We start from the raw sequence: 23,460 nt of genomic DNA on the forward strand, positions 1-23,460 counted from the left end.
ACCTTACGTGGTCCCGGGCCCGCCGCCGACGGCGGCATCGCTCCCGGTGGAGTTTTCTCCCCCGTCTTTCTCCTCCGAATCCTCAGAAAGCTTCAATTCCCCCATATCGTTAAGTTTGAGAACAAAGGGACGCAAGGGGGCATAGCGAATAACGGTGAGAGCGGCCGGATCAGCGGTTATCCGCTGAAACTGATCGAGGTGGAGCCCCAGCGCGTCCGCGACGATCGCCTTGATCACGTCTCCGTGGCTGCAGGCGAGGTAGACAGCCTTCTCCCCCAGACGTCGATTCCAGCCCCGGATGGCGGCGACGGCGCGGTACTGCATGGCGGTCATCGCCTCCCCGCCGGGGAAGACCGCCGCGCTCGGGTGGGCCTGCACCACCGGCCAGAGCGGATCCTTGGCCAGCTCCTTCAGCTCGCGCCCGGTCCAGTCGCCGTAGTCGCACTCCAGCAGCCGCTCGTCGGTCTCGACGGGCAGGCCGCGGCCCGCGGCGACGGTTTCGGCGGTCTCGCGGCAGCGCTCCAGCGGGCTGGAGACGATGGCGTCGAGGCGGACGCCGGCGATCCGCTCGGCCAGCGCGGCGGCCTGCGCCCGGCCGGCGTCGCTGAGGTGAACTCCAGGTGTGCGGCCGGCCAGGACCGGCCCGGTCAGATCGGTCAGCCCGTGACGGGCCAATAGCAGCGTCGTCATCCACCCAAGTGTCGCAGGCGTCTGTCGCGGTGTTTCACGGCCCCGAGCGGTAATCTGGCGGGATCATGGAGCAGCGTTATGTCGGCCGCAGCGGCCTGTCGGTGTCCCGGCTGGGCCTCGGCACGATGACGTGGGGGCGTGACACCGACGCCGACGACGCGGCGGCCCAGCTCGGGATGTTCCTCGACGCGGGCGGCACCCTCGTCGACACGGCCGACGTCTACACCGGCGGCGACGCCGAGCGGGTGCTCGGCCGACTGCTGCGCGACCAGGTGCCGCGCGAGGAGCTGGTGATCTCCACCAAGGCCGTGGTGACGCCGATGGGCCACCGGCAGCGCGACGCCTCCCGGCGCCACCTCATCGCCGCGGTCGACGCCTCGCTGAGCCGGCTCGGCGTCGACTACGTCGACCTGTGGCAGCTGCACACCTACGACGCGGAGGTCCCGCTCGACGAGACGCTGGCCGCGGTCGACACCATCGTCTCCTCCGGCCGGGCGCTCTACGCGGGCGTGTGCGACTACACCGGCTGGCAGCTCGCCGCGGCCTCGGTGACGCAGCGGGTGATCCCGGGCCGGGCGCCGATCACCTCGGTGCAGACCGAATACTCCCTGCTGGCCCGCGACGCCGAGCGCGAGCTGCTGCCTGCCGCCCACCACATGGGCGTGGGCGTGCTGGCCTGGTCGCCGCTGGGCCGCGGGGTGCTGACCGGCAAGTACCGCACCGGCATCCCCGCCGACTCGCGGGCCGCCACCCCTCACTTCGCCGACTTCGTCCGCCCGTACCTCGACGACAGGAGCCGCAGCGTGGTCGAGTCCGTCGTGACGGCGGCCGAAGGGCTGGGCGTCTCGGCGACGGCGGTGGCGCTGTCGTGGGTCCGCGACCAGCCGGGGGTCGCCTCGGCGATCGTCGGCGCCCGCACGCTCGCGCAGCTCAAAGGCACGCTGCTCGCAGAAGACCTGGAGCTCCCGATCGAGATCCGAGAGGCCCTTGATGACGTCTCGTCCCCCGAATGACGAACGAGAGCCTCGCTCGCGTGTTACTAGTCGATACCGAATCGCAACTTTACCCCGAAAAACCCTGCGTCGTCTGGCCTGTGTCCATAAGGATTTTCCTCGGAAGCGACGCGGGAGGGGACGGATGGGGAGCAGAACCGCGATCTCGGCTGGGATCCTCGCGGTGTCGATGGTGACGCTTCCCGTCGTCGCCGCCGCCCCGGCGGGGGCCCAGGTCCTCGACTGCGAGCACGGCGGGGGCGGCCTGCTCTCGGGCCTGACCGACGGCCTCTGCGACACCGTGGGCGCCGTGACCGGCACGGTCGACAAGCTGACCGGCGGGCTCACCGAACCTCTCACCGAAGGACTCGGCAAGACCACCGACAAGGTGCTCGGCACCGTCGGCGAGGCCGTGCCGACCGCCGCGCCGCGTTCGTCGGCCGAGCCTTCCGCCGACGCCAAGCCCTCCGCCAAGCCCAAGAAGACCCTGCTGCCCGAGCCGCTCAGCGACGTCTGCCTGCCGGGCCTCGCCTGCGAGGGCGAGGGCCTGCTGGAGGAGACGCTCCGCCCCACGCCCGAGACCACCGGGCGTACGACGCCCGAGCCCGAGCCCGAGCGGGAGCGCGAGGAGCGCCGCCGCGACCCGGACGACCGGGACCGCGAGGACGATCGGGAGGAGGCGGACGCGGCGCCCACCACCTGGCCGACGCAGCCGCCCGCCCGCGAGACGCACTCCGTCGACGGCAGCGAGGAGCCGGTCACCGACGACCCGGCGGCCGACCCCGAAGACCTGCGCATCGACCTGCTGTGGCCGGACCCGTTCACCGACAAGCTGCCCCTTCAGGTGGGCAGGGAGCCGGTGGTGCGGCCGGTGGCGAAGGCCTCCGACGTGGTGGGCACCACGCTGACCGTGGTGCTGCTCGCCACGGCGGTCCTGGCCAGCCGCGTGGTGCAGCAGCGCAGGCGCCGGAGCGAGCAGCACGAGTCGATCCCCTTCGAGCCGGCGGGGCGGCACCGGCTCGCCTGAGGGTCAGCCGCCGATCGCGTGGACGCCGCCGTCGACGTGCACGATCTCGCCGGTGGTGGCCGGGAACCAGTCGGACATCAGCGCCACGCAGGCGCGGGCGGCCGGCACCGTGTCGGCGAGGTCCCAGCCGAGCGGGGCCCTGTCGGGCCAGCTGTCCTCGAACTCCTTGAAGCCCGGGATCGACTTGGCGGCCATGGTGCGCAGCGGCCCGGCGGCCACGAGGTTGACGCGGATGCCGTGCTTGCCGAGGTCGCGGGCGAGGTAGCGGTTGCACGACTCGAGGCCGGCCTTGGCCACGCCCATCCAGTCGTAGACCGGCCAGGCCTTGGTGGCGTCGAAGTCGAGGCCGACGACCGCGCCGCCGTCCTTCATGAGCGGCAGGCAGGCCACCGCGAGCGCCTTGTAGGAGTAGGTCGACACGTGCAGGGCGGTGGCGACGTCCTCCCACGAGGTGTTGAGGAAGTTGCCGCCGAGCGCCGTCTGCGGGGCGAAGCCGATGGAGTGGACCACCCCGTCGAGGCCCTCGACGTGCTCGCCCACCCGGGCGGCGAGCGTGTCGAGGTGGTCGGTGTCCTGCACGTCGAGCTCCAGGACCGGAGCGGGATCGGGCAGCCGCTTGGCGATCCGCTCGACCAGGCTCAGCCGGCCGAACCCGGTGAGGACGACGGTCGCGCCCTCCTCCTGCGCCAGCTTGGCGACCGAGAACGCGATGGACGCGTCGGTCAGCACGCCCGTCACGAGGATCCGCTTGCCTTCGAGTATGCCCACGTCAGTGCCCCATTCCCAGACCGCCGTCGACGGGGATCACGGCCCCGGTGATGTAGGAGGCGTCGTCGCTCGCCACGAAGCGGACGACGCGCGCGACCTCCTCGGGAGACGCCTGGCGCCCGAGGGGGATGTTCTTGACGATCGCCTCGGTGTCGAGCTCGGCCGTCATGTCGGTGGCCACGAACCCGGGCGAGACCACGTTGACCGTGATGCCGCGCGAGCCGTACTCGCGGGCCATGGAACGGGCGAAGCCGATCAGACCGGCCTTGGAGGCGGCGTAGTTGGTCTGGCCGGCCTGGCCGAGCAGGCCGATCACGGAGGAGACGAGGATGACGCGGCCGCGCTTGAGCCGCATCATGGGCCGGATGGCCCGCTTGGCGACGCGGTAGGCGCCGGTGAGGTTGGCGTCGATGACGTCGGTGAAGGTCTCCTCCTTCATCATCGCCAGCAGGGTGTCCTTGGTGATGCCGGCGTTGGAGACGAGGACCTCGACCGGGCCCTGCTCCGCCTCGACCTTGTCGAAGGCGGCCTCGACCTCGGCCATGCTGGTCACGTCGCACCGGACCCCGAACAGCCCTTCCGGCGGCTCCCCCGAGCGGTAGGTGACGGCGACGGCGTCGCCGGCGGCGGCGAGTTCACGGGCGATCGCGAGGCCTATGCCGCGATTGCCTCCGGTGACGAGTACAGAGCGTGCCATGACACCAGACGCTATCGGCTACCCGCCGGTACCCGCTTATCCGGGGGACACAAGATCACGGGGTTAGGATCGTGGACATGCGCCAGATCGACTCCGATTTCCTCGCGCTGCCGCTGCGGCGGCTCGCGGACGCCGCCCTGCAGCGCGCCCGCGACCTGGGCGCCGAACACGCCGACTTCCGGCTGGAACGCGTCCGCGCCGAGACGCTCAGCCTCTACGACGCCCGCCTCGAAGGCGCCTCCGACGCGGACGACCTGGGCTACGCCGTCCGCGTGGTGAAGGGCGGCACCTGGGGCTTCGCCGCCGGGATCGAGCTGACGCCGGAGGCCGCGGCGCTGGTGGCCGAGCAGGCGGTCCGGGTGGCGCAGGTGAGCGCGCCGATCAACCGTGAGCCGATCGAGCTGGCGCCCGAGCCGGTGCACGCCGACGCCACGTGGGTGTCGTCCTACGAGGTCGACCCGTTCGAGGTGCCGCAGGCCGACAAGGTGGCGCTGCTGGCCGACTGGTCGGCGGGGCTGCTCAAGGGCGCCGACCACGTCTCGGCCCGGCTGCTGCAGGTCAAGGAGCAGAAGTTCTACGCCGACACGGCCGGCACCACGACCACGCAGCAGCGGGTGCGGATCCATCCGAGCCTGAACGCGATGAAGGCGTCGGAGTCCGGCTTCGACGACATGTCCACGATCGCGCCCCCGGTGGGCCGCGGCTACGAGTACCTCACCGGCACGGGGTGGGACTGGCGGACGGAGCTGGAGGCGCTGCCGCTGCACCTGGCGGAGAAGCTGGCGGCGCCGTCGGTCGAGGCCGGCGACTACGACCTGGTGGTCGACCCGTCCAACCTGTGGCTGACCATCCACGAGTCGATCGGCCACGCCACCGAGCTCGACCGGGCGCTCGGCTACGAGGCCGCCTACGCCGGCACCAGCTTCGCCACCTTCGACCAGCTCGGCGAGCTGGTGTACGGGTCGCCGTCGATGAACGTCACCGGCGACCGCACGGTCGAGCACGGGCTGGCCAGCGTCGGCTACGACGACGAGGGCGTGCTGGGGCAGAGCTTCGACATCGTCCGCGACGGCGTCCTGGTCGGTTACCAGCTCGACCGGCGGATGGCGCTGATGAAGGGGCTCGGCCGGTCCAACGGGTGCGCGTTCGCCGACTCGCCCGGCCACACCCCGATCCAGCGGATGGCCAACGTGTCGCTCCAGCCCGCGCCCGGCGGCCCCGACACCGAGGAGCTGATCGCCGGCGTGGAGCGCGGGCTGTTCATCGTCGGCGACAAGAGCTGGTCGATCGACATGCAGCGCTACAACTTCCAGTTCACCGGGCAGCGCGCTTACCGGATCTCCCACGGGAAGCTGGCCGGGCAGGTCCGCGACTTCGCCTACCAGGCCACCACGACCGACTTCTGGCAGTCGATGGAAGCCGTCGGCGGGCCCCAGACCTACGTGCTGGGCGGCGCGTTCAACTGCGGCAAGGGCCAGCCGGGGCAGGTCGCGCCGGTGAGCCACGGCTGCCCGTCGGCGCTGTTCAGGAACGTCCGGATACTCAACACCGTTCAGGAGGGCGGAAAGTGACTCCCCAGCAGATGGTGGAGAAGGCGCTGGAGCTCTCCACGGCCGACGGGTGCGTGGTGCTGGCCGACGAGCAGTCCACGGCCAACCTGCGTTTCGCCGGCAACACGCTGACCACCAACGGGGTGGCGCGCTCCAGCCGGCTCACGGTGATCTCGGTGGCCGGGCAGGGCGTCGGCGTGGTGTCGCGCGCCGCCGTCCGCCCTGACCAGCTCGCCGACGTGGTGGCCGCCGCCGACGCGGCGGCGCGCGACGCCCGGCCCGCCGAGGACGCCCGCGAGCTGGTGTCCGGGGCGCCCGCCAGCCCGTCCTGGGACGAGCCGGTGCCGCCGACCGGCATCGACGTGTTCGCGGACTTCGCGCCCGCGCTCGGCGAGGCGTTCTCGGCCGCCGCGTCGGGCGGCAGGAAGCTGTACGGGTTCGCCGAGCACACGCTCACCTCGACCTTCCTCGGCAGCTCCGCTGGGCTGCGGCTGCGCCACGACCAGCCGACCGGCAGGCTGGAGCTCAACGCCAAGTCCGAGGACCTCAAGCGCTCGGCGTGGACCGGCGTGGCCACCCGCGACTTCACCGACGTGGACGTCGCCGCCCTCGACTCCGGGCTGGCGCGGCGGCTCGACTGGGCCAAGACGCGGGTCGACCTGCCCGCGGGCCGCTACGAGACGCTGCTGCCGCCGACGGCGGTGGCCGACCTGATGGTCTACCTCTTCTGGTCCGCGGGCGCCAGGGACGCCGTGGACGGCCGCTCGGTGTTCGCCAGGCCGGGCGGCGGCACCAGGGTGGGCGAGCAGCTCGCCACGGTGCCCGTGACGCTCTCCAGCGACCCCGCGGCCGACGGCATCGCCTGCTCGCCGTTCGTGACGGCGCACTCCTCCGGCCGGCAGAGCTCGGTGTTCGACAACGGGCTGCCGCTGTCGTCCACCGACTGGATCCGTGAGGGGCGGCTGGAGGCGCTGCTGCAGACCCGCTACTCGGCCGAGCTGAGCGGGCTGCCGGTGACGCCCGCCATCGACAACCTGATCATGAAGGGCCCCGGGGAGGGCCGCTCGCTGGACGACATGATCGCCTCCACCAAGCACGGGCTGCTGCTGACCTGCCTGTGGTACATCCGCGAGGTCGACCCGCAGACGCTGCTGCTGACCGGGCTCACCCGCGACGGCGTCTACCTGGTCGAGCACGGCGAGGTGGTGGGCGAGGTCAACAACTTCCGGTTCAACGAGAGCCCGGTCGACCTGCTGGGCCGGCTGAGCGAGGTGGGCGGCGCCCGGCAGACGCTGGCGCGTGAGTGGGGCGACTACTTCACCCGCACCGTCATGCCCGCCGTGCGGGTGCCGGACTTCAACATGTCGACGGTCAGCCAGGCGAGCTGATCGCCAGCTCGTGCACCCTGCTCCACCGCTGCCCGGTGACCAGCCGGGCGGTGAGGTCGTCCAGGTCGTAGACGATCGACCAGCGGGTGTGCGGCTGCGCCACCCGGCGTAGCAGGTCCAGGGCGTCGGCGCCGGTGCCGGCGCCCTTGGCCAGGGCGCCGTAGCGGGCGTCCGACAGCCGGTCGGCCGGGCTGGTGCCGGCCATGGTGATGTTGGTGAGGATCCGGTCGTCGACGATGTGCAGTTCGCCGCCGCCGTACTCGGCGACGACGGCGCGGCCGGTCCGGTCGGCGATCAGGTAGTGCACCTGCGGCCCGCCGGTGAACTCGACGTCGTAGCGGCGCATCAGCGCGATCGCCTCGTCCACGGTGGCGGCGCGGTCGAGCATCAGCCGGATGATGCGCGTGGTGCCCACCAGCGCGCGGCCCGGCGTCCGTTCGGGCAGCTCGGCGTCGGGCGTCTGGGCCAGGCCTACGGCCAGGCCCTTCTCGTTCATGCCGTCGAACGGCAGCAGCACCGCGTGGCCGAGCCGCCGCCGGTGCCCCGGGTCCGTCAGGTCCGGCCCGCCGCCGTCGAGCACGTACGAGACGTCGGAGACGGAGATCGAGGCGTACGCGCCGGGGGCCTTGGCGTGCACCACCATGGCGGCGTTCGGATCCCAGTCGAAGTTGCGGGCGAACTCCGGGCCGCCTGCCGACTCGGGGCCGCGGGCGAACAGCGAGCACGCCCAGGCGCTGTCGGGGCGGGCCAATTCCTCGTCGGTGAGCGGCGCCTCGGCGTCGTAGCCGCCGTGGTAGGTCATCTCGTACATCGGCAGGTCGTCCAGCCGCCGCAGGCTGCCCGCGGTCCGCTCGACCTGGTCCTGGTTCTGCCGTAACACCGGGCTCTCCCCCGCGGGCCGCCGCGCCGCCGGCTCCCCCGCGCACGCCACTGTGGAAGCGACGAGGAGCAGTGCCGTCAACACCCCCGCGGTACGGCTGCGCATGACCGAAGTGTGCCGTCCGCTCCCCCCATCTGTCACCCCCTACAGAGCCTCTCGTGATCGCCCGCCGCCCGGGAGAGGCATGGCTGGAGTGACCGGATCCGCCCCCTGACGCCCCCGGTCGTGGAGGCGCGTGAATCCCCACCCCGACGCACGCCGTGGACAGGAAGAGGCCACTTCCGCCTCCCTGACGCCGACCGCGGACGAGGGGGCCGCCCCCGGGCCGGCGGGGTGACCTGATCACGTTGCGGGTCAGCACGTGATGCGGCGAATCACCACCACCGGTAAGACGACCGGCTACGCCAAGTAGTCACCGGCCCCATGCCTGCCCTTTCCGCCGGAGAGGCGACCGCCGCCGTCCCCGGGTCGATGCGTCCCTGTCCTGCGGAGATCCGGACGAAACGATGGCCGCCATTGCGGGTGGCGGCAGAGCGGTAGTCGCCGGGGTTGGGACGGTGGGGGCGCCATTGCGGCCTGCGGGTGGCGGGCGTCGAAGGCTGGTCGGTGTCAGTGCGGAAGTAGGATGGACACTATTTGATCTTGGATGACCATGCCGGATGGGGAGGGTGAGCGGTGCGGACCGTTGTGGCGGAGATGGCGGGGCGGCTGGTCGAGGTGCCGGGGGTGGTGGGGGTGCTGCTGGGCGGGAGCCGGGCGCGTGGGGAGCACCGGCCGGAGTCCGACTGGGATCTGGGCGTCTACTATCGGGCGCCGCTCGACGTGGAAGGGCTGCGGAAGCTCGCGGGGCCCGGGGTCGAGGTGGCCGGGCCGGGCGGGTGGGGGCCGTGGGTGGACGGCGGGGCGTGGCTGGAGCTCGGCGGCGTGGCGGTGGACTGGATCCTGCGCGACGTCGACCGGGTGCGGCGGGTGTGGGAGGACTGCCGGGAGGGCCGCTACGAGGTGGGTGTCCAGGTGGGGCATCCGCTGGGGTTCTGGTCGCCGTGTTACGCGGGTGAGGTGGCGCTCGGCGCGATACTCGCCGATCCGCACGGGGAGCTGGGACGGCTGCGGCGGGAGGCCGCCGTGTACCCGGAGCGGTTGCGGGAGTCGCTGATGGGGGCGGCCGAGGAGGCCGGGTTCCTGGTGGAGGTGGCGGGCAAGGGCGTGGGCAGGGCGGACACCCTCTACGTCGCGCTCTGCCTGTCGCGGGCGGTCGGCGTGCTGGTGCAGGCGCTGTTCGCGGCCGAGCGGCGGTGGTGCCTCAATGAGAAGGGCGCACTGGCGGTCGCGGAGACACTGCCGGGCGCCCCCGCCGGGTTCGGCCGCCGGGCCCGCGCGCTGCTCGGCGGCCTGGGCGAGACCCCGGAGTCGCTGGCCACGGCGGTGGACGCGGCGCGTGAACTGGTGGCGGAGACGCGGGACGCGCTCCACCGGTGAGCCAGCGGCGGAGACCCGAGACGCGCTCGGCCGGTGAGCCAGCAGCGAAAATCCGAGACGCGCCCGCCGGTGAGCTGATGGCGGAAACCCGGGACGCGCTCCGCCGGTGAGCCGGCCGTGGAGGCCCGGGGCGCGCTCGACCTGTAAGCCCGTCAGGATGAGCGGTTCCGCGGGCGGGTGGCGTCCGCCGTCTCGTCGCATCGCCCGCGGCCGTCGAGCCGCGGGGGCTCGACGGTGCTAGCTGTCCTCCAGGCGGAAGCCGACCTTCATGCCGACCTGGAAGTGGGCCACCTCCCCGGCGTCGATGTGGCCGCGCACCTCGGTCACCTCGAACCAGTCGAGGTGGCGCAGGGTCTGCGAGGCCCGCCTGATGCCGTTGCGGATGGCCTGGTCGACGCTCTCATGCGAGGTGCCGACGATCTCGGTCACGCGGTACGTACGATCCGTCATCTCCGAATCCTCCTTACTCCAAGGCCATGATCGCATGACCCATAGTGCCGTCCAGGGGCGCTGTCGCCGCCGGCCCGTCCGAGGTCTAACGTGGGGGGTATGAGGAGTTGGCGCAGGAAGCAGGCGGTCCACACGGTCACGGACGCCAGGCCTTCGCTGAGCACCGACATCCGGCGCCGGGAGCGGAGCTACCTCATCAAGATGGGCATCCGCACGATCTGCCTGATCCTGGCGGTGGTGGTGCCGCTGCCGTGGCCGTACAAGCTGCTGTTCATCGCCGGTGCGGTCTTTTTGCCGTACATAGCGGTTATCGGGGCCAATGAGCGTGGCAAGGACGCCCCACCTCCCACCTTTCAGACCCCGGAAGCTAACCAAAGCGAGATACCGATGCACCGACGCGAGATCGGGTCGTGACTAAGTCTTGACGCATCCCACGGGTTGTAGGTGTACGCTTTAGCCAAGCGCTCCGGTCCCCCGTCGGAGTGCTGGTGCCGGCGTTCCGGGCCCCCGTCGGAACGCCGATGAAGCGACGCCGGGTGGTTTGCCCCCGTAACCACCCGGCGTCGCCCTTTTCCCGGCAAAACTTTCGAAGCTGATGATCTGTTCACGAGCCGGCTTCGCAGTCGGATAGGGCCGCTTTCCCGAAATCGTTTACACCCCGCCAGCCCCACAATTCACAGCGAATCTTCAGGGTCGGGCGGGGCTTGACTGCACGAGTTCGTTCCAGTGTCAGCGGTCGGTCAGCGTCTCGGTTGTGGTCTGGCCCCAATTCCTGGCCAGCGCGGTCAGCCGCTCCACCGCCTCCTCCGGCGCGGTCCCGGCGCCCTGGGCCAGCCCCAGCAGGTAGGCGGTCAGCGGCGCGGCCGGCCTGGCCACCCCGTGCGCGACCTCCTTCGTCAGCTCCAGGATCTGGTCGCGGTCCACCCTGGCCGGGTCGATGCCCAGCTCCTCGCAGGCCAGCGCGGTCCACTCAGCCAGCACGTTCATTCCGAGCCTCCTCCAGGTCGTCCCTGGTGTCGCAGTCGAACCAGGCTTGCCGGGGCAGCGGCACCCGCCGCCCCACGAGCGGCGCCAGCAGCCCGCGCAGCGACCGCCCCTCGTAGGCCGCCAGCGCCTCCCGCAGCCCGGCGGCCTCCCAGACGCCGAGCAGCCACTGTTCGCGTCCTTCCCCGTCCACGGCGACCGCCCCACGCCCTGCGACGGTATGCGCCAGGAGGGTGGAGAGGTGGGAGGGGGCCAGGAACGGGAGGTCGCCGGCGAGGAGGACCACCCAGGGGGCGGTGACCTCGGCGAGCCCCGCCCGGAGCGCGGGCACCGGCCCGGCGCCCGGCGGGTCCTCGCGGACGAAGACGGCGCCCGGGATGGCCCTGGCAGGTCCCACGACGACGACGCGCCCGGCCTCACGGGCGGCGGCGGCGACGTTGCCGACCATCGGCGTGCCGCCCACCTCCAGGCCGGGTTTGTCCACCCCGCCCAGCCGTTCCGCCCTGCCGCCCGCCAGGATCACCGCGTCGAACACGTCTCCACCGTACGCGGTCATGTCCTCAGGAGTTCCAGAAGACGCGGCCCGGGGAGCGCGTGGGCGGTGCGGCCCTCGGCGCCGGTGGTGGTCTCGGCCGCGAGCAGGGAGTTCAGCACGGACTCCTCGACGGCGTCCATGGCCGCGCCGAACAGCGGGTTCAGCTCGTGGTCGGGCATCGGGGCGTGCCCGGTGCGGGTGGTGAAGGCGATGGCGTAGTCGCCGCTCCCGTGGCTGTAGTCGGCGCCCACCCGGCCGAGCGCGAAGACGGCCCGCCTGGCCAGCCGGGTGAGCTGCCGGGCGTCCACGGGCGCGTCGGTGGCGATGACGATCATGCAGGAGCCCACCTCCTCCGGCCCGGCTGGAGGGAGGCGCTCGCCGGGGAGGCCCAGGGAGGAGGGGGTGATCGGGCGGCCGTGGAGGCGGAGGGTGCCGCCGAAGTTGGCCTGGACGAGGGCGCCCAGCGTGACCTGCTCGCCCGCGGCATGCAGCAGACGGGAGGCGGTGCCGATGCCGGCCTTGAAGCCCAGGGCGGTGGTGCCCGTGCCGGCGCCGGCGCAGCCCTCGGTGACGGGACCGCCGGTGGCCGTGGCGACGGCCCGCAGGACGTGGGCCTCGGTGACGGGGCGGGCGCGGATGTCGGACAGGTGGCCGTCGTTGCACTCGCCGACCACCGGGTTGAAGGTCCGTACGCCGGCGCAGCCCGGCTGCGCGAGCATCCAGGTCACCAGCGCGTCGGCGGCGCGGAACGCCGACAGGGTCGCCGTGAGCACGACCGGCGACTCCAGCAGGCCGAGCTCGGACAGCTGGGTGGCGCCGACGAGCTTGCCGTGGCCGTTCCCGGTGAACAGCCCGGCGGGGAGCGGCGCGTGCGGGCCGATCCCGCCGGGCACGACGGCGGTGACGCCGGTGCGGACGGCGGGGTCGCGGACGAGGGTGACGTGCCCGACGCCCACGCCGGGCACGTCGGTGATCGCGTTGTGCCGGCCGCTGTCACCGGTGGCGAGGCCCAGGTCGCGGGCCCGCACTAGCCGCCGATCGCCGACATGGGGCGGGCCGGCTGGAGGAAGGAGGGGTCGTCGATGCCGTGGCCGGGACGCTTGCCCGCGACGGCGGCGATCCACCGCTCGGCCAGCTCGTCGTCGGTGGCCCCCGCCCGCATGGCGGACTTCAGGTCGGACTCCTCGCGGGCGAACAGGCAGTTGCGGATCTGGCCGTCGGCGGTGAGCCGCACGCGGTCGCAGGCGCCGCAGAACGGCCGGGTGACGGACCCGATCACGCCGACCCGCGCGGGCCCGCCGCCGATCAGGAACCGCTCGGCCGGCGCGCTGCCGCGCTCCTCCACGTCGTCGGGGGTGAGCTCGAAGGAGCCGGACAGCAGGGCGAGGATCTCGTCGGCGGTGACCATGTTCGCGCGGCTCCAGCCGTGCTGCGCGTCGAGCGGCATCTGCTCGATGAAGCGCAGCTCGTAGCCCTGCTCCAGGCACCAGCGCAGCAGCGGCACCGCCTCGTGCTGGTTGACGTCGCGCATGAGCACGGCGTTGACCTTGACCGGGCGCAGCCCGGCGCGGTGCGCGGCGGCCAGGCCGTCGAGCACGTCGGGCAGCCGGTCGCGGTGGGCGAGCCGCTTGAACGTGTCGCGGTCGAGCGTGTCGAGGGAGACGTTGACCCGGTCCAGCCCGGCGCCGGCGAGCGCGTCCGCCATGCGGGCCAGGCCGATACCGTTGGTGGTGAGCGACACCTGCGGCCGGGGCCGCAGCGCGGTGGTGCGGGCCACGATGTCGGCGAGCTCCCGGCGCAGCAGCGGCTCGCCTCCGGTGTAGCGGACCTCGGTGACGCCGAGGCGCTCCACGCCGATGGTGACGAGCCTGACCACCTCGTCGGCGGTCAGGAGCTGGGCGTTGGGCAGCCAGTCGAGCCCTTCCGGCGGCATGCAGTAGGTGCAGCGCAGGTTGCATTTGTCCGTGAGGGACACCCGAAGATCGGTAGCCACCCGCCCGAACGAGTCACGCAGCATGGGCGTCACCTCCCGTGGTCGCCAAAGGGACAGCCTACGTCCGCCTTGTGTCCGGTCTCAAAACGGCGCATCACCGTACGGCCTCCTGGAGGACGAGCGCGTGGCGTGCCACGTGGGCCGCGTCGGCGAGATACAGCGCGTCGTGGCCGCCGGCCAGGTGGGCGGCGAAGGCGGCATCGCCCGCCGCCGCCTTCTCGCGGATCAGCCGCGCCATGCCGTGCAGGCGCTCCCCCACCACGTCCGTCAGGGCCGCGCGGTCGGCGGCGGCGAGGCCGTACGCGTCGCAGAACAGCCCCAGCCGCCGCGCCTGCTCGGGCACGGGCGTGGGCGCCTCCCCGTGGCCCTGGGCGGTCAGGGGGACGAACCGGTAGGCCGCGTACGCGACGTCCCAAAGCCTCGGCCCGGGGTGCGCGGTGTCGAAGTCGATGAACGCGACGGGCGCGCCGTCGCGGAAGACGCAGTTGTACGGGGCGATGTCGGCGTGGCAGACGACCTCGGCGGGCTCGCGCGGCGGGAAGTACCACGCGGCGTCGCCGGGCGGCGTGAAGCCGGTGGTCGCGTCGTGGTAGGCGCGCAGCAGGCCGGCCACGGCCCGCAGGGTGGCGTCGTCGCGCACGTACGGGGGCACCGGGTCGCAGGCGACCGTGCCGGGGACGAAGTCGAGGATCTCGCGGCCCCGCCCGTCGAGGCCGTGGGCGCGGGGCGCGCCGGTGAAGCCGCGCGCGGCGAGGTGGCCGAGCAGCGCGTGCACGGCGGGCGTCCACGGACCGGCCGGCCTGCGCACGGTGTCGCCGACGCGGACGACCACGTTGACGCCACCGCCCGCGAGGATCTCCTCGGTCGTGGATCCGGTCGGGTCAGGCCGCACAGCTCACACTCCACCCGTAAAGGGCCGTAACAGGATGATCGTAACAAGCTCAATTAACCGTCCCATATTCCGTGCCGGCGTAAATGAGTGGGCTGGAGCGGCGGTTCCAGGGCAGACTGGATCAAGGACGATCAAGGAGTTTCCCGCCATGCCGAACCAGCCCGCCCCGAACCTGCTGTCCTGGGCCAGCGAGATCGACGACCGCACGATCGAGCAGGCGGCCCGCGCCGCCCGGATGCCGATCGTGTCCGGTCACGTCGCGCTCATGCCCGACGCGCACGTCGGCATCGGCGCGACGGTCGGCTCGGTCATCCCCACCGAGGGCGCGATCATCCCGGCCGCCGTCGGCGTCGACATCGGCTGCGGGATGGTCGCCACGGAGACCACGCTGACCGCCGCCGACCTGCCCGACACGCTCGCCGCCCTGATGTCGCTGGTCGAGCGCCGCATCCCGGCCGGCGTCGGCCAGGGACACCAGGACCCGTCGGTCGACCGGGCGCTCAGCGAGCTCGGCCACCCGCACACGAGCCTGACGCGGGAGCAGGAGACCAAGGTCGCCCGCCAGTTCGGCACCCTCGGCTCGGGCAACCACTTCGTCGAGGTCTGCCTGGACGAGCGCGACCGCGTGTGGACCGTGCTCCACTCGGGTTCGCGCGGCATCGGCAACCAGCTCGCCACCATGCACATCACCGGCGCGAAGAACCTGATGAAGCGCCAGGCGATCGGCCTGGAGGACCCGGCGCTGGCCTACCTGGTGCAGAACACGCCGGAGTTCGACGCCTACATCGAGGACATGCTCTGGTCGCAGCACTACGCCATGGCCTCGCGGGCCCGCATGGACAAGGTGCTGGTCAACGCCCTGTTCCAGGTCGTCGGCACGGGCCGGAGGGTGCGGACCATCAACTGCCACCACAACTTCACCCAGCTGGAGACGCACCACGGCAAGCGGCTGTGGATCACCAGGAAGGGCGCGATCAAGGCGGACACCGGCGACGAGGGCGTCATCCCGGGCTCGATGGGCGCGCAGTCGTACATCGTGCGCGGGCGCGGGAACGCCGACTCCTACCACTCGTGCGCGCACGGGGCGGGGCGGCGGATGTCGCGCACCCAGGCCAAGCGCGAGCTGTCGGCGAGGTCGCTGAAGGCGGCGATGGGCGGCCGTACCTGGAACGCCGACCGGGCCGCCGCGCTGGTCGACGAGCACCCGGAGGCCTACAAGCCGATCGACCGGGTGATGGACGACCAGAAGGACCTGGTCACCGTGCAGCACACGCTGCGGCAGGTCTTCAACTACAAGGGCTGAGTACGATCAGTCGGATGACATCCGTCTACGTGTTCAACGGCCCGAACCTCAACCTGCTCGGCACCCGCAAGCCGGAGGTGTACGGGACCACGACCCTGTCCGACGTCGAGACGATGTGCCGGGAGGAGGCCGAGGCGCTCGGCCTGGAGCTGGTCTTCGGGCAGTCCAACCACGAGGGCCAGCTCATCGACTGGATCCAGGAGGCGGGCGCCGCGGTCAAGGCCGGCCAGGCCGTCGGCGCGGTGCTGAACCCCGGCGCCTACACCCACACCTCGGTCGCGCTGCACGACGCGATCGAGGGCGTGGAGCTGCCGGTGATCGAGCTGCACATCTCCAACGTGCACCGCCGCGAGCCGTTCCGGCACCACTCCTACATCTCGCCGGTGGCCAGAGGGATCGTGGTCGGTTTCGGGGTGTACGGGTACGTGCTGGCGATCAGAGGGCTGCACAACGCCGCGCGACCGGCCTAGAATCCTGTTCTAGATTTGTTCCGGGCTCCGGAGGAGGCGCGGTGGGCGAGCTGAAGGTGACCTGCGACCCGGAGGACGTCGGCTTCGACTCCGCCCGCCTCCGGCGGATCGACGCCCATTTCGCCCCGTACGTGGACGACGGGCGGCTGCCCGGCTGGCTGGCGCTGGTGAGCCGGCGCGGCGAGATCGCCCACCTGTCCGCGTACGGGTCGCGCGACGTCGCGTCGGGCGCCCCGGTGGAGCCGGACACGCTGTTCCGGATCTACTCCATGTCCAAGCCGATCACCTCGGTCGCGGTGATGATGCTGTACGAGGAGGGGCTGCTGGAGCTGACCGACCCGGTCAGCCGCCACCTCCCGGCGTTCGCGGACGTGCGCGTGTACGAGAAGGGGCCGGCCTTCTCCCCCGTCACCCGGCCGGCGGCGGAGCCGGTGCGGGTGTGGCATCTGCTCACCCACACCTCGGGCCTGGTGTACGGGTTCCAGCACGTGAGCGTCGTGGACGAGCTCTACCGGCGGGCCGGGTTCGACCGGGGAGCGCCGCGCGGGATGGGCCTGGCCGAGGCGGTCGACCGGTGGGCGGAGCTGCCGCTGCTGTTCGAGCCGGGCACGCAGTGGAACTACTCGGTGGCCACCGACGTGCTGGGCCGGCTGGTCGAGGTGGTGTCGGGCCGGCCGCTGGACGAGTTCCTGAGCGAGCGGATCTTCCGGCCGCTGGGCATGGACGACACCGGGTTCTGGATCGACGGTGAGCGGGCGGGGCGGATGGCCACGCTCTACTCGGCGGACCGCCACCGCAGGGCCGTGCCCATGGACACGCGGGGCGCGGAGCTGCGGCGGCCGTCGTTCCTGTCGGGCGGCGGCGGGCTGATCTCGACGGCGGGCGACTACCACCGGTTCACCCAGATGCTGCTGCGCGGCGGCGAGCTGGACGGGGTGCGGCTGCTCGGCCCGCGCACCGTCGCCTACATGACGCGCAACCACCTGCCGGGCGGGGCCGACCTGGAGGAGTTCGGGCGGCCGGTGTTCGCCGAGGTGCCGTACGCGGGGGTCGGGTTCGGGCTCGGGTTCGCGGTGGTGCGGGACGCCGCCCGGCACCGGACGCTGAGCTCGGCGGGCGAGTTCAGCTGGGGCGGGGCGGCGAGCACCGCGTTCTGGGTGGACCCGGCGGAGGAGCTGACGGTCGTCTTCATGACCCAGCTCCTCCCCTCGGACACCCATCCGATCAGGAGCAGGCTGCGGCAGCTCGTCTACCAGGCGCTGCTGTAGCTAGCGCCAGGCGGGGGGCTCGCCGGTGTCGACGAGGTTCCACCGGCCGTCGGCGTGCAGGCGGTCCTCGTAGTAGTGGACGGTGGGCGGCAGGCCGACGCGCGGCCCGGCGGCGAACTCCTCCCGCGCGGCGCGCCGCAGGTGCTCCGGGTCCACGCCGAGGGTGTCCGCGGCGACCCTGGCGAGGCGTTCGAGCGCGTGGTGGCCCATGAAGCTGTCGTAGGTGAGGCTGAAGACGCGCTCGCGCGGCTGCTCGACGTCGCGGGAGATGACGTTCACGGGCGGCAGGTCGCGGGTCAGGCCGCGCTCGGCGCGGGTGGCGGGGTCGATGTAGACGCCGCAGTCGCGGTACAGGATCGCGGTGCGGCGGCCGTCCGGGTCGAACGCGAACAGCGTGTTCTGGCCGTGCGGCTCCGGTACGCAGCCCGTGGCGGAGACGGCGCGCAGCCAGAGGCGCACCATGGGGGCGACGACCCGGCTCGCCAGCCAGCCGGTGGGGTCCTCGCCGCTGCGGGCGGCGAGCTGCGCCATGAGCGGCGGGTCGTCGGGGCCGCGCACGTCCTGCCCGTACAGCGCGAACAGCGGCACGGTGAACCGCGGGGTCCCCCGGGCCGGGCCGGGGAGCAGGTGGGGGCGGATCTCACGGATCAGGAAGCCCCAGGCCTCGGCCGGGTCGGCGCCCAGGACTCCGGCGGCGACCTCGGGGAGGACCGGCAGCCCGGCCGCCGACAGCTCCTCGGCCGCCCAGAGCTGCACCGAGATGATCGGCCGCCGCAGCCGCCGGGTGAAGCGCGACAGCCGCCGGGGGTAGTGGAGCTTGACGAAGTGCGGCTCCACCGGCTCGTCGCCGATGCGCTCGACGAACACGGTGCGGGCGTTGGCCGACGGCACCACGGTCAGGTCGGGCCCGCGTTCGGTGAGCGCGTCCCGGTCGGGCAGGCCGGCGAAGGCGAGCGTCTCGGGGTGCACGGGCAGCAGGAACCCGTCGCCGCCCCGGTAGAGCTTGACCGTGGTGGACTCCAGCGCGTTGCGCAGGAAGGTCCCCCGCGCGGGCGGCACGCGGAAGGTCGGCACCGCGAACCGGTCGAGGCCGAGCTGCGGATGGTACGGCTCGGAGATCTCCAGGTCCGCGGAGAAACGACTGTAGGCGCGGGTGCCCGCGCCCAGATACCGTTCGGCGTACTGCCACACCCGCAACGGTTCCCGCCGGTCGTCAAAGATCATTCGCACCCGTTCCTTGGTAGGAGAGCCGGTAGATACCCGGCCCGGCACGGTCTCAGTCGAGGTAGCGGAAGCGCGGCGGGGGGTGCATGAGGAACTCGTGGTGGGACAGGTTCCAGGCGTACGCACCGGCCAGCTCGAACACCACGAGGTCGCCCGGCCGCAGCCCGGTCACCGGGACGTCGCGGGCGAGCACGTCCCTGGGCGTGCAGAGCTGGCCGACCAGGGTCGCCGGGCCGGTGAGCGCGGGGCCGGCGACCGCCCGGTGCAGGACGGTGAACGGCTGGTCGTGGCCGCGGGCGACGGGGGTGCGCAGGTGGTGGGTGCCGCCGCGCAGGACGGCGTAGTCGCGGCCGTGGTTGCGCTTGACGTCGAGCACGTCGGTGACGTACCAGCCGTGGTACGCGGTGAGCGACCGGCCGGGTTCGACCCGGAGCCGCGTCCCGGTGGCGGGCAGGGCGGCGGCGTACGCCTTCCAGGCGAACACCTGGTCCGGCGCCCGGTAGTCGACGCCCATGCCGCCGCCGAGGTCCAGCTCCGGCTCGGTGAGGCCGGGCAGGTGTGCGCGGAGCCAGGGCAGCGCCCAGGACGTCACCCGGCGGGCCAGAGCGGCCATGGCGGGGGCGTCGTGCTGGGCCCAGGTCAGGTGGGTGTGCAGGCCGCGCACCCGGATGTGCGGGGCGGCGGCCAGCAGCGGCAGGCAGGCGGCCAGGCCGTCCTGGTCCATGCCGAACGGGCTGGCGGCGGCCTGCCGGGTGTCCTCGCCGGGCAGGTCCGGGTTGGCGCGCAGCAGCACGTCCGCCGGGGCGCCGAGGGCTATCAGGCGGGCCAGCTCGCGGGGGCTCTCCACGTGCAGCCGGTGCACGCCGGGCGTCAGGGCCAGGGCCAGCTCGGCGTCGGTCTTGCCGGGTCCGCTGAAGGCGATCGGCAGGTCAGGGGCGACCTCGCGCACGTGCGCCAGCTCGCCGCCGGAGGCCACCTCGAAGCCGTCCACGTACGGGACGAGCGCGCGCAGGATCTCGGCGGCCGGGTTGGCCTTGACGGCGTAGTAGAGTTCGGCGGTCCCGGCCAGCGCGCCGCGCACTCCGGCGGCGTGCGCACGCAGCGCCGGCAGGTCGTACACGTAGGCGGGCAGGTCTCCCCCGCCGGCCAGCCGCAGCGCCTCCGCCCGCACGGGCTCCGTCACCATCGGCGCTCCCCCTCTCGTCCCCTGGAGCAGACGGTACGGCAGAGGGATCATGGTCCGCGCGCCGGGGCGGGACGGACGGAAACCCCGTCCCGCCGGCCCCCGTCGCGTACCGGAGAGGGGTGTCCCGGACGGGACGGGGCGGCGGGACGGGGTGGTTCCGTTCCTCCGCCCCGTCGAGGCAGTCGCGGGGACGGAGGAACGGAACGGGGGCGGAGGGTCAGAGGGGTGACCGCGCGGGCTCCTCGGCGCTCGCCGTGCCTCCCTCGAACCCGCGCGGGGATCTCACGGTGAGGCGCAGGTGTAGCCGGACACCGTCTGGGTGTTGCCGTTGGGCCGGCTGACCTGGAAGCCGAACGAGGTGCTGGCGCTCGGGCCGAGGTTGCCGTTGTAGCCCATGCTCTTGGCGGTGACGGTCTGGCCGCTGGTGGTGAGGGTGGCGTTCCAGGAGCCGGTGACGCTGTGGCCGGCGGGGAGGGTGAAGGTGACGGTCCAGCCGTTGATGGCCGACGATCCGCTGTTGGTCACGGTGACGGGCTGGATGACGTACCCGTTGCCCCACTGGGTCTGGACGGTGCCGGTGGCGGTGCAGGGGCCGCTCGGGCCGCCGCCGCCGGTGGTGGTGAAGGTGACCGCGCTGGACGGGCTGGACAGGTTGCCGGCGCCGTCACGTGCTCGCACGTACACCTGGTATTGGGTGTCGGCGGACAGCCCGGTCAGGTTGATCGAGTTGGTGGACGACTGGCCGAGCTGCGGGTCCGTGGTGCCCTGCTCGCGGTAGACGTTGTAGCCCGCCAGGCCGCTGCCGCCGGAGTCGGTGGAGGCCGACCAGGTCAGCGTGGCCGAGCTGCCGGTGACGTTGGAGGCGACCGGGGTGCCCGGGGTGGTGGGCGGGGTGGTGTCGGAGGGGGTGCCGCCGTCGAGTGCGTTGTGGACGGCGGTGTAGGACGGCTTCTGCTGGTAGTTCTCGTCGTAGATGAGCGCGGCGCCCTCGCCGGAGAACGTGTCGGGCACCCACGAGTGCCTGTCCGTGAAGCCCCAGATGGTGACGCCGGCGCAGGCGTTCACGGCCAGGCAGGCCTGGATCACGTCCCGGTAGTAGTTGGCCTGGGTGGTGTCCTTGCTGGAGCTGCGGGGCATCTGCATGCGGACGTCCACCTCGGTGATGCGGACCTGGACGCCGAGGGCGGCGAAGCGCTCCAGGTTCTGCCGGAGGTCGCTCGGGAAGCCGTACTGGATCGCCAGGTGGCTCTGGAAGCCGACGCAGTCGACGGGCACGTTCTGCTCGCGCAGCGAGCGCACCAGGTTGTACATGGCGGTGCTCTTGGCGTTGATGCCCTCGACGTTGTAGTCGTTGATGCACAGCCGGGCGTCCGGGTCGGCGGCGCGGGCGTAGCGGAAGGCGTCGGCGATGTAGCTCTGGCCCAGCGTGTTGTACCAGAACGACGAGCGCAGGTTGCCGTTCTCTTCGAAGACCTCGTTCACCACGTCCCAGGAGACGACGGCGGCGTTATTCGCGTAGCGGCCGACGACCTGGCTGATGTGGTTCTGCATGGCCGAGCGCATGGCGGTGGCGCCCAGGCCCTGCACCCAGCCGGGGGTCTGGTTGTGCCAGACGAGGGTGTGGCCGTGCACCTGCTGGTTGTTCTGGGTGGCGAAGTTGACGATGGTGTCGGCGCCGGAGAAGTTGAACTGGCCCTGGTTGGGCTCGGTGGCGTCCCACTTCATCGCGTTCTCGGCGGTGATCTGGTTGAACTCGGTCGCCGCGATGTTCCGGTACTGGGTCTCGTTCGACAGCGGTCCGGTGGCGAGCGCGGTGCCGATGAACTTGCCCCGCGCCGCGGCGTGCTGGCGCAGTGGGGCCGAGGCGTCGGCGGGGCCGGCCGGCAGGAAGAACACGGCGAGCAGCCCGAGCAGGGCCGCCGCCGCGAGCGTCCTGGGCCGGCTGCCGGGTCTGATGGGGGTTGACGAAAGCACGAGCACCTACCTCCGGAAGCTTGCCAAGATCCGGTCCCGAAATCTTTCGGCGTCTTCGGGATCCCTGCCGGGACGGTAGGGACAGGCAGGAGACAGGGTCAATGCCCGCGCGCGCACGCTGCTGTTAGAGCAGGTGGAGAGCTGAAATTATCGGCAATCTCGTGAAACTTTCATCGAACGATGCGCCTGCTCTCATGATGGCGTGCCCGCCCCCGCTGGGGGAGATGAGGGGCGGGCACGGTCTGGTGGGCCCTCGTCAGGCGTCGTCGTCCGACACCCGGGAGGCGTCGGCGCAGGTGCTGGTGCCCGTGCTGAGCAGCTTCAGCGCGGCCCCGCAGGTGCTGACCGGCGCGGAGACCGGCTCGACGATCTCGTCGTTGAAGATGATCACATCGCCGATCAGGGAGGAGGCGGGCTTGGCGGTCTCGGGAGCCTCGGCGGCGGCGGGGGCGGCGGTGCACACCAGGCCGGCGATCACGCCGCCGAGACCCGTGACGGCGAGGCGCCGGCGGGACCGGCCGTCTGGTCGGAGCGGTGGCGGCTGCTCTGCATGATCCGGTCGATCAGCGCGAGCGCCACCGCCGAGGCGATGAAGGTCAGGTGGATCAGTGTCTTCCAAAGCAGCTCCCTGTCGGTGACGGCCGGTCTGGCCGCGTTGATGAAGATCTGGAGGAGGTGGATGGACGAGATGCCGATGATGGCCATCGCGAGCTTGACCTTGAGCACGTTGGCGTTGACGTGGGAGAGCCACTGCGGCTGGTCGGGGTGGCCCTCGATGCGCAGCCGCGAGACGAACGTCTCGTAGCCGCCGACGATCACCATGATCAGCAGGTTGGAGATCATCACCACGTCGACCAGGCCGAGCACGATGAGCATGACGGTGGTCTCGGCCGGATGGCCGGTGAATCCCAGATGGACGAGATGCACGAGCTCGGCCATGAACCGCCACACGTAGACCACCTGAGCGGCGATGAGGCCGAAGTAGAGCGGCGCCTGGATCCAGCGGCTCAGGAACATCACATAGCCGAGCCGGCTGGCGGCGCGCCGCCGGGCGGGAAGGGTGCGCAGCTGCGGATACATCTAGGACGTGAGGATGTTCACGTGCTGGACCACGGCCTCCAGGCGGGCGATCGGTTCGCCGCCGATATGAGGCGGCAGGACGATCGCCGCCGCGGCGAGGGCGGCGGCCAGGGCTCGGTCGGACATCGCAGCTCCTTCGTTCATGGGTGGGGGGACGCGCGCGGGGGCGGGGACCGGGGGATCCGTCCGGGCGGCGCGGCTGGAGACCGCGCCGCCCTCGCCACCGGCCTGGGGGAAGGTGTCAGGGAGCCAGGCAGTGGACGGCGGGGAGCTCGGCCGGAATGCCCGGCGAGCTGGGGTCGACGAGACTGGTCGCACCGGCGGCGCTCTCGGCCAGACAGAGCGAGACCGCGACCGGGTCGACGACGGCGTGGGCGGGGGTAGCGGCGAGCAGGCCGGCGGCCACGAGCGTGGCGGCCGTCAGCGAGCGGGTGGTGGGTCGCATGTGCCCTCCTTGGGCGGGTAATCGGGTCACCCCGGGATTGCTACCCACCGTAATCACAAAGTAACTCTGCGTACAAGAGATGCCTGTGGATTCTCATCTTCCCGCCGGATAAATCCCGCTTCGCACCACAAAATCCGGCCTTTGCACGAGGTTGTGGATCATGTTAACTAGAGGTGAAAAGTCTC

The 23,460-nt window shown here is 72.1% G+C and carries 26 protein-coding genes; 9 read left to right on the forward strand and 17 right to left on the reverse strand.

The genetic code is table 11. The features are described from left to right. Positions 1–3 precede the first annotated feature (3 nt). Positions 4–690 carry a histidine phosphatase family protein gene (locus tag KME79_RS20250; RefSeq protein ID WP_219545752.1) on the reverse strand — a complete coding sequence of 229 codons (687 nt, stop codon included), beginning with the start codon at positions 688–690 and terminating at the stop codon, positions 4–6. 65 nt (positions 691–755) lie between these two features. Between KME79_RS20250 and KME79_RS20255 the strand changes: the two genes are divergently transcribed. Further along, the gene (locus tag KME79_RS20255) at positions 756–1,703 is read left to right on the forward strand and encodes an aldo/keto reductase (protein WP_148031384.1); all 948 of its coding nucleotides are present in this window, start codon (positions 756–758) and stop codon (positions 1,701–1,703) included. A 124-nt stretch (positions 1,704–1,827) separates the two neighbouring features. After that, on the forward strand, positions 1,828–2,709 hold the full coding sequence (locus KME79_RS20260; RefSeq protein ID WP_219545753.1) for a hypothetical protein: 882 nt from the start codon (positions 1,828–1,830) through the stop codon (positions 2,707–2,709). Positions 2,710–2,712: 3 nt separating this feature from the next. Here the strand turns inward: KME79_RS20260 and fabI are convergent, their stop codons facing one another. Both fabI and fabG read right to left on the reverse strand, forming a co-directional pair. Next, entirely contained in the window at positions 2,713–3,477 is a 765-nt protein-coding gene (gene fabI, locus KME79_RS20265) for an enoyl-ACP reductase FabI (RefSeq protein ID WP_148031382.1), read from the reverse strand. 1 nt (position 3,478) lies between these two features. Then, positions 3,479–4,174 carry a 3-oxoacyl-ACP reductase FabG gene (gene fabG / locus KME79_RS20270; RefSeq protein WP_148031381.1) on the reverse strand — a complete coding sequence of 232 codons (696 nt, stop codon included), beginning with the start codon at positions 4,172–4,174 and terminating at the stop codon, positions 3,479–3,481. Positions 4,175–4,251: 77 nt separating this feature from the next. Between fabG and KME79_RS20275 the strand changes: the two genes are divergently transcribed. Both KME79_RS20275 and KME79_RS20280 read left to right on the forward strand, forming a co-directional pair. Beyond that, positions 4,252–5,745, forward strand: a complete 1,494-nt coding sequence (locus KME79_RS20275; RefSeq protein WP_219545754.1) for a TldD/PmbA family protein — start codon at positions 4,252–4,254, stop codon at positions 5,743–5,745. Next, positions 5,742–7,112, forward strand: coding sequence for a metallopeptidase TldD-related protein (locus KME79_RS20280; RefSeq protein WP_308248987.1), 1,371 nt, complete (start codon positions 5,742–5,744; stop codon positions 7,110–7,112). Before KME79_RS20275 ends, KME79_RS20280 begins: the two co-directional genes overlap by 4 nt. Here KME79_RS20280 and KME79_RS20285 read toward each other — a convergent pair. After that, complete coding sequence (locus KME79_RS20285) at positions 7,096–8,097, reverse strand: linear amide C-N hydrolase (protein ID WP_219545755.1); 1,002 nt, start codon at positions 8,095–8,097, stop codon at positions 7,096–7,098. The two genes, KME79_RS20280 and KME79_RS20285, sit on opposite strands and share 17 nt — an antisense overlap. Positions 8,098–8,667: 570 nt before the next feature. Here KME79_RS20285 and KME79_RS20290 point away from each other — a divergent pair. Then, complete coding sequence (locus KME79_RS20290; RefSeq protein ID WP_219545756.1) at positions 8,668–9,471, forward strand: nucleotidyltransferase domain-containing protein; 804 nt, start codon at positions 8,668–8,670, stop codon at positions 9,469–9,471. Positions 9,472–9,708: 237 nt separating this feature from the next. On the opposite strand, the gene KME79_RS20295 is transcribed toward KME79_RS20290, so the two are convergent. Further along, positions 9,709–9,921: a dodecin gene (locus KME79_RS20295; RefSeq protein ID WP_148031377.1), complete on the reverse strand. Its 213-nt coding sequence runs from the start codon at positions 9,919–9,921 to the stop codon at positions 9,709–9,711. 99 nt (positions 9,922–10,020) lie between these two features. Between KME79_RS20295 and KME79_RS20300 the strand changes: the two genes are divergently transcribed. Next, positions 10,021–10,335: a DUF3099 domain-containing protein gene (locus KME79_RS20300; protein WP_148031376.1), complete on the forward strand. Its 315-nt coding sequence runs from the start codon at positions 10,021–10,023 to the stop codon at positions 10,333–10,335. A gap of 315 nt (positions 10,336–10,650) precedes the next feature. On the opposite strand, the gene KME79_RS20305 is transcribed toward KME79_RS20300, so the two are convergent. From KME79_RS20305 to KME79_RS47035, 5 genes are all read right to left on the reverse strand, one after another. Beyond that, on the reverse strand, positions 10,651–10,908 hold the full coding sequence (locus KME79_RS20305) for a DUF6457 domain-containing protein (RefSeq protein ID WP_148031375.1): 258 nt from the start codon (positions 10,906–10,908) through the stop codon (positions 10,651–10,653). After that, positions 10,892–11,461 (reverse strand): molybdenum cofactor guanylyltransferase, encoded by a 570-nt coding sequence (mobA, locus tag KME79_RS20310; protein ID WP_219545757.1) that lies wholly within the window; start codon positions 11,459–11,461, stop codon positions 10,892–10,894. The genes KME79_RS20305 and mobA overlap by 17 nt, the downstream gene beginning before the upstream one ends. Beyond that, positions 11,458–12,468, reverse strand: a complete 1,011-nt coding sequence (locus KME79_RS20315) for a P1 family peptidase (protein ID WP_219545758.1) — start codon at positions 12,466–12,468, stop codon at positions 11,458–11,460. The genes mobA and KME79_RS20315 overlap by 4 nt, the downstream gene beginning before the upstream one ends. Then, entirely contained in the window at positions 12,468–13,457 is a 990-nt protein-coding gene (gene moaA, locus KME79_RS20320; RefSeq protein ID WP_219545759.1) for a GTP 3',8-cyclase MoaA, read from the reverse strand. The genes KME79_RS20315 and moaA overlap by 1 nt, the downstream gene beginning before the upstream one ends. Positions 13,458–13,527: 70 nt before the next feature. Beyond that, a complete protein-coding gene (locus tag KME79_RS47035; protein ID WP_219545760.1) occupies positions 13,528–14,325 on the reverse strand; it encodes a phosphotransferase enzyme family protein in 798 nt (265 codons plus the stop codon). Positions 14,326–14,473: 148 nt separating this feature from the next. Here KME79_RS47035 and KME79_RS20330 point away from each other — a divergent pair, with 148 nt between their 5' ends. Genes KME79_RS20330 through KME79_RS20340 form a run of 3 tightly spaced genes read left to right on the forward strand, consistent with a single transcriptional unit; the run spans position 14,474 to position 17,366 of the window. Then, a complete protein-coding gene (locus tag KME79_RS20330) occupies positions 14,474–15,628 on the forward strand; it encodes an RtcB family protein (protein WP_148031371.1) in 1,155 nt (384 codons plus the stop codon). A 14-nt stretch (positions 15,629–15,642) separates the two neighbouring features. Then, positions 15,643–16,098, forward strand: coding sequence for a type II 3-dehydroquinate dehydratase (gene aroQ, locus KME79_RS20335; RefSeq protein ID WP_148031370.1), 456 nt, complete (start codon positions 15,643–15,645; stop codon positions 16,096–16,098). A gap of 41 nt (positions 16,099–16,139) precedes the next feature. Beyond that, positions 16,140–17,366, forward strand: coding sequence for a serine hydrolase domain-containing protein (locus KME79_RS20340; RefSeq protein ID WP_219545761.1), 1,227 nt, complete (start codon positions 16,140–16,142; stop codon positions 17,364–17,366). Here KME79_RS20340 and KME79_RS20345 read toward each other — a convergent pair whose 3' ends face one another. The 7 genes from KME79_RS20345 to KME79_RS20370 form a co-directional block, all read right to left on the reverse strand. After that, positions 17,367–18,590: an IucA/IucC family C-terminal-domain containing protein gene (locus tag KME79_RS20345; RefSeq protein ID WP_219545762.1), complete on the reverse strand. Its 1,224-nt coding sequence runs from the start codon at positions 18,588–18,590 to the stop codon at positions 17,367–17,369. A gap of 52 nt (positions 18,591–18,642) precedes the next feature. Further along, positions 18,643–19,776, reverse strand: a complete 1,134-nt coding sequence (locus KME79_RS20350) for an alanine racemase (RefSeq protein ID WP_219545763.1) — start codon at positions 19,774–19,776, stop codon at positions 18,643–18,645. Between the two features lie 282 nt (positions 19,777–20,058). Beyond that, a complete protein-coding gene (locus KME79_RS20355; RefSeq protein ID WP_308248988.1) occupies positions 20,059–21,750 on the reverse strand; it encodes an endo-1,4-beta-xylanase in 1,692 nt (563 codons plus the stop codon). A gap of 256 nt (positions 21,751–22,006) precedes the next feature. Continuing rightward, on the reverse strand, positions 22,007–22,228 hold the full coding sequence (locus KME79_RS20360; RefSeq protein WP_219545764.1) for a hypothetical protein: 222 nt from the start codon (positions 22,226–22,228) through the stop codon (positions 22,007–22,009). Then, the gene (locus KME79_RS20365; protein WP_148031365.1) at positions 22,225–22,830 is read right to left on the reverse strand and encodes a TIGR00645 family protein; all 606 of its coding nucleotides are present in this window, start codon (positions 22,828–22,830) and stop codon (positions 22,225–22,227) included. The genes KME79_RS20360 and KME79_RS20365 overlap by 4 nt, the downstream gene beginning before the upstream one ends. After that, positions 22,831–22,956, reverse strand: a complete 126-nt coding sequence (locus KME79_RS46405; RefSeq protein WP_261808515.1) for a hypothetical protein — start codon at positions 22,954–22,956, stop codon at positions 22,831–22,833. A 115-nt stretch (positions 22,957–23,071) separates the two neighbouring features. Next, positions 23,072–23,275, reverse strand: a complete 204-nt coding sequence (locus tag KME79_RS20370; protein ID WP_148031364.1) for a hypothetical protein — start codon at positions 23,273–23,275, stop codon at positions 23,072–23,074. Positions 23,276–23,460 lie beyond the last annotated feature (185 nt).

The organism is Nonomuraea harbinensis (assembly GCF_019396385.1).
Taxonomy (GTDB): domain Bacteria; phylum Actinomycetota; class Actinomycetes; order Streptosporangiales; family Streptosporangiaceae; genus Nonomuraea; species Nonomuraea ferruginea.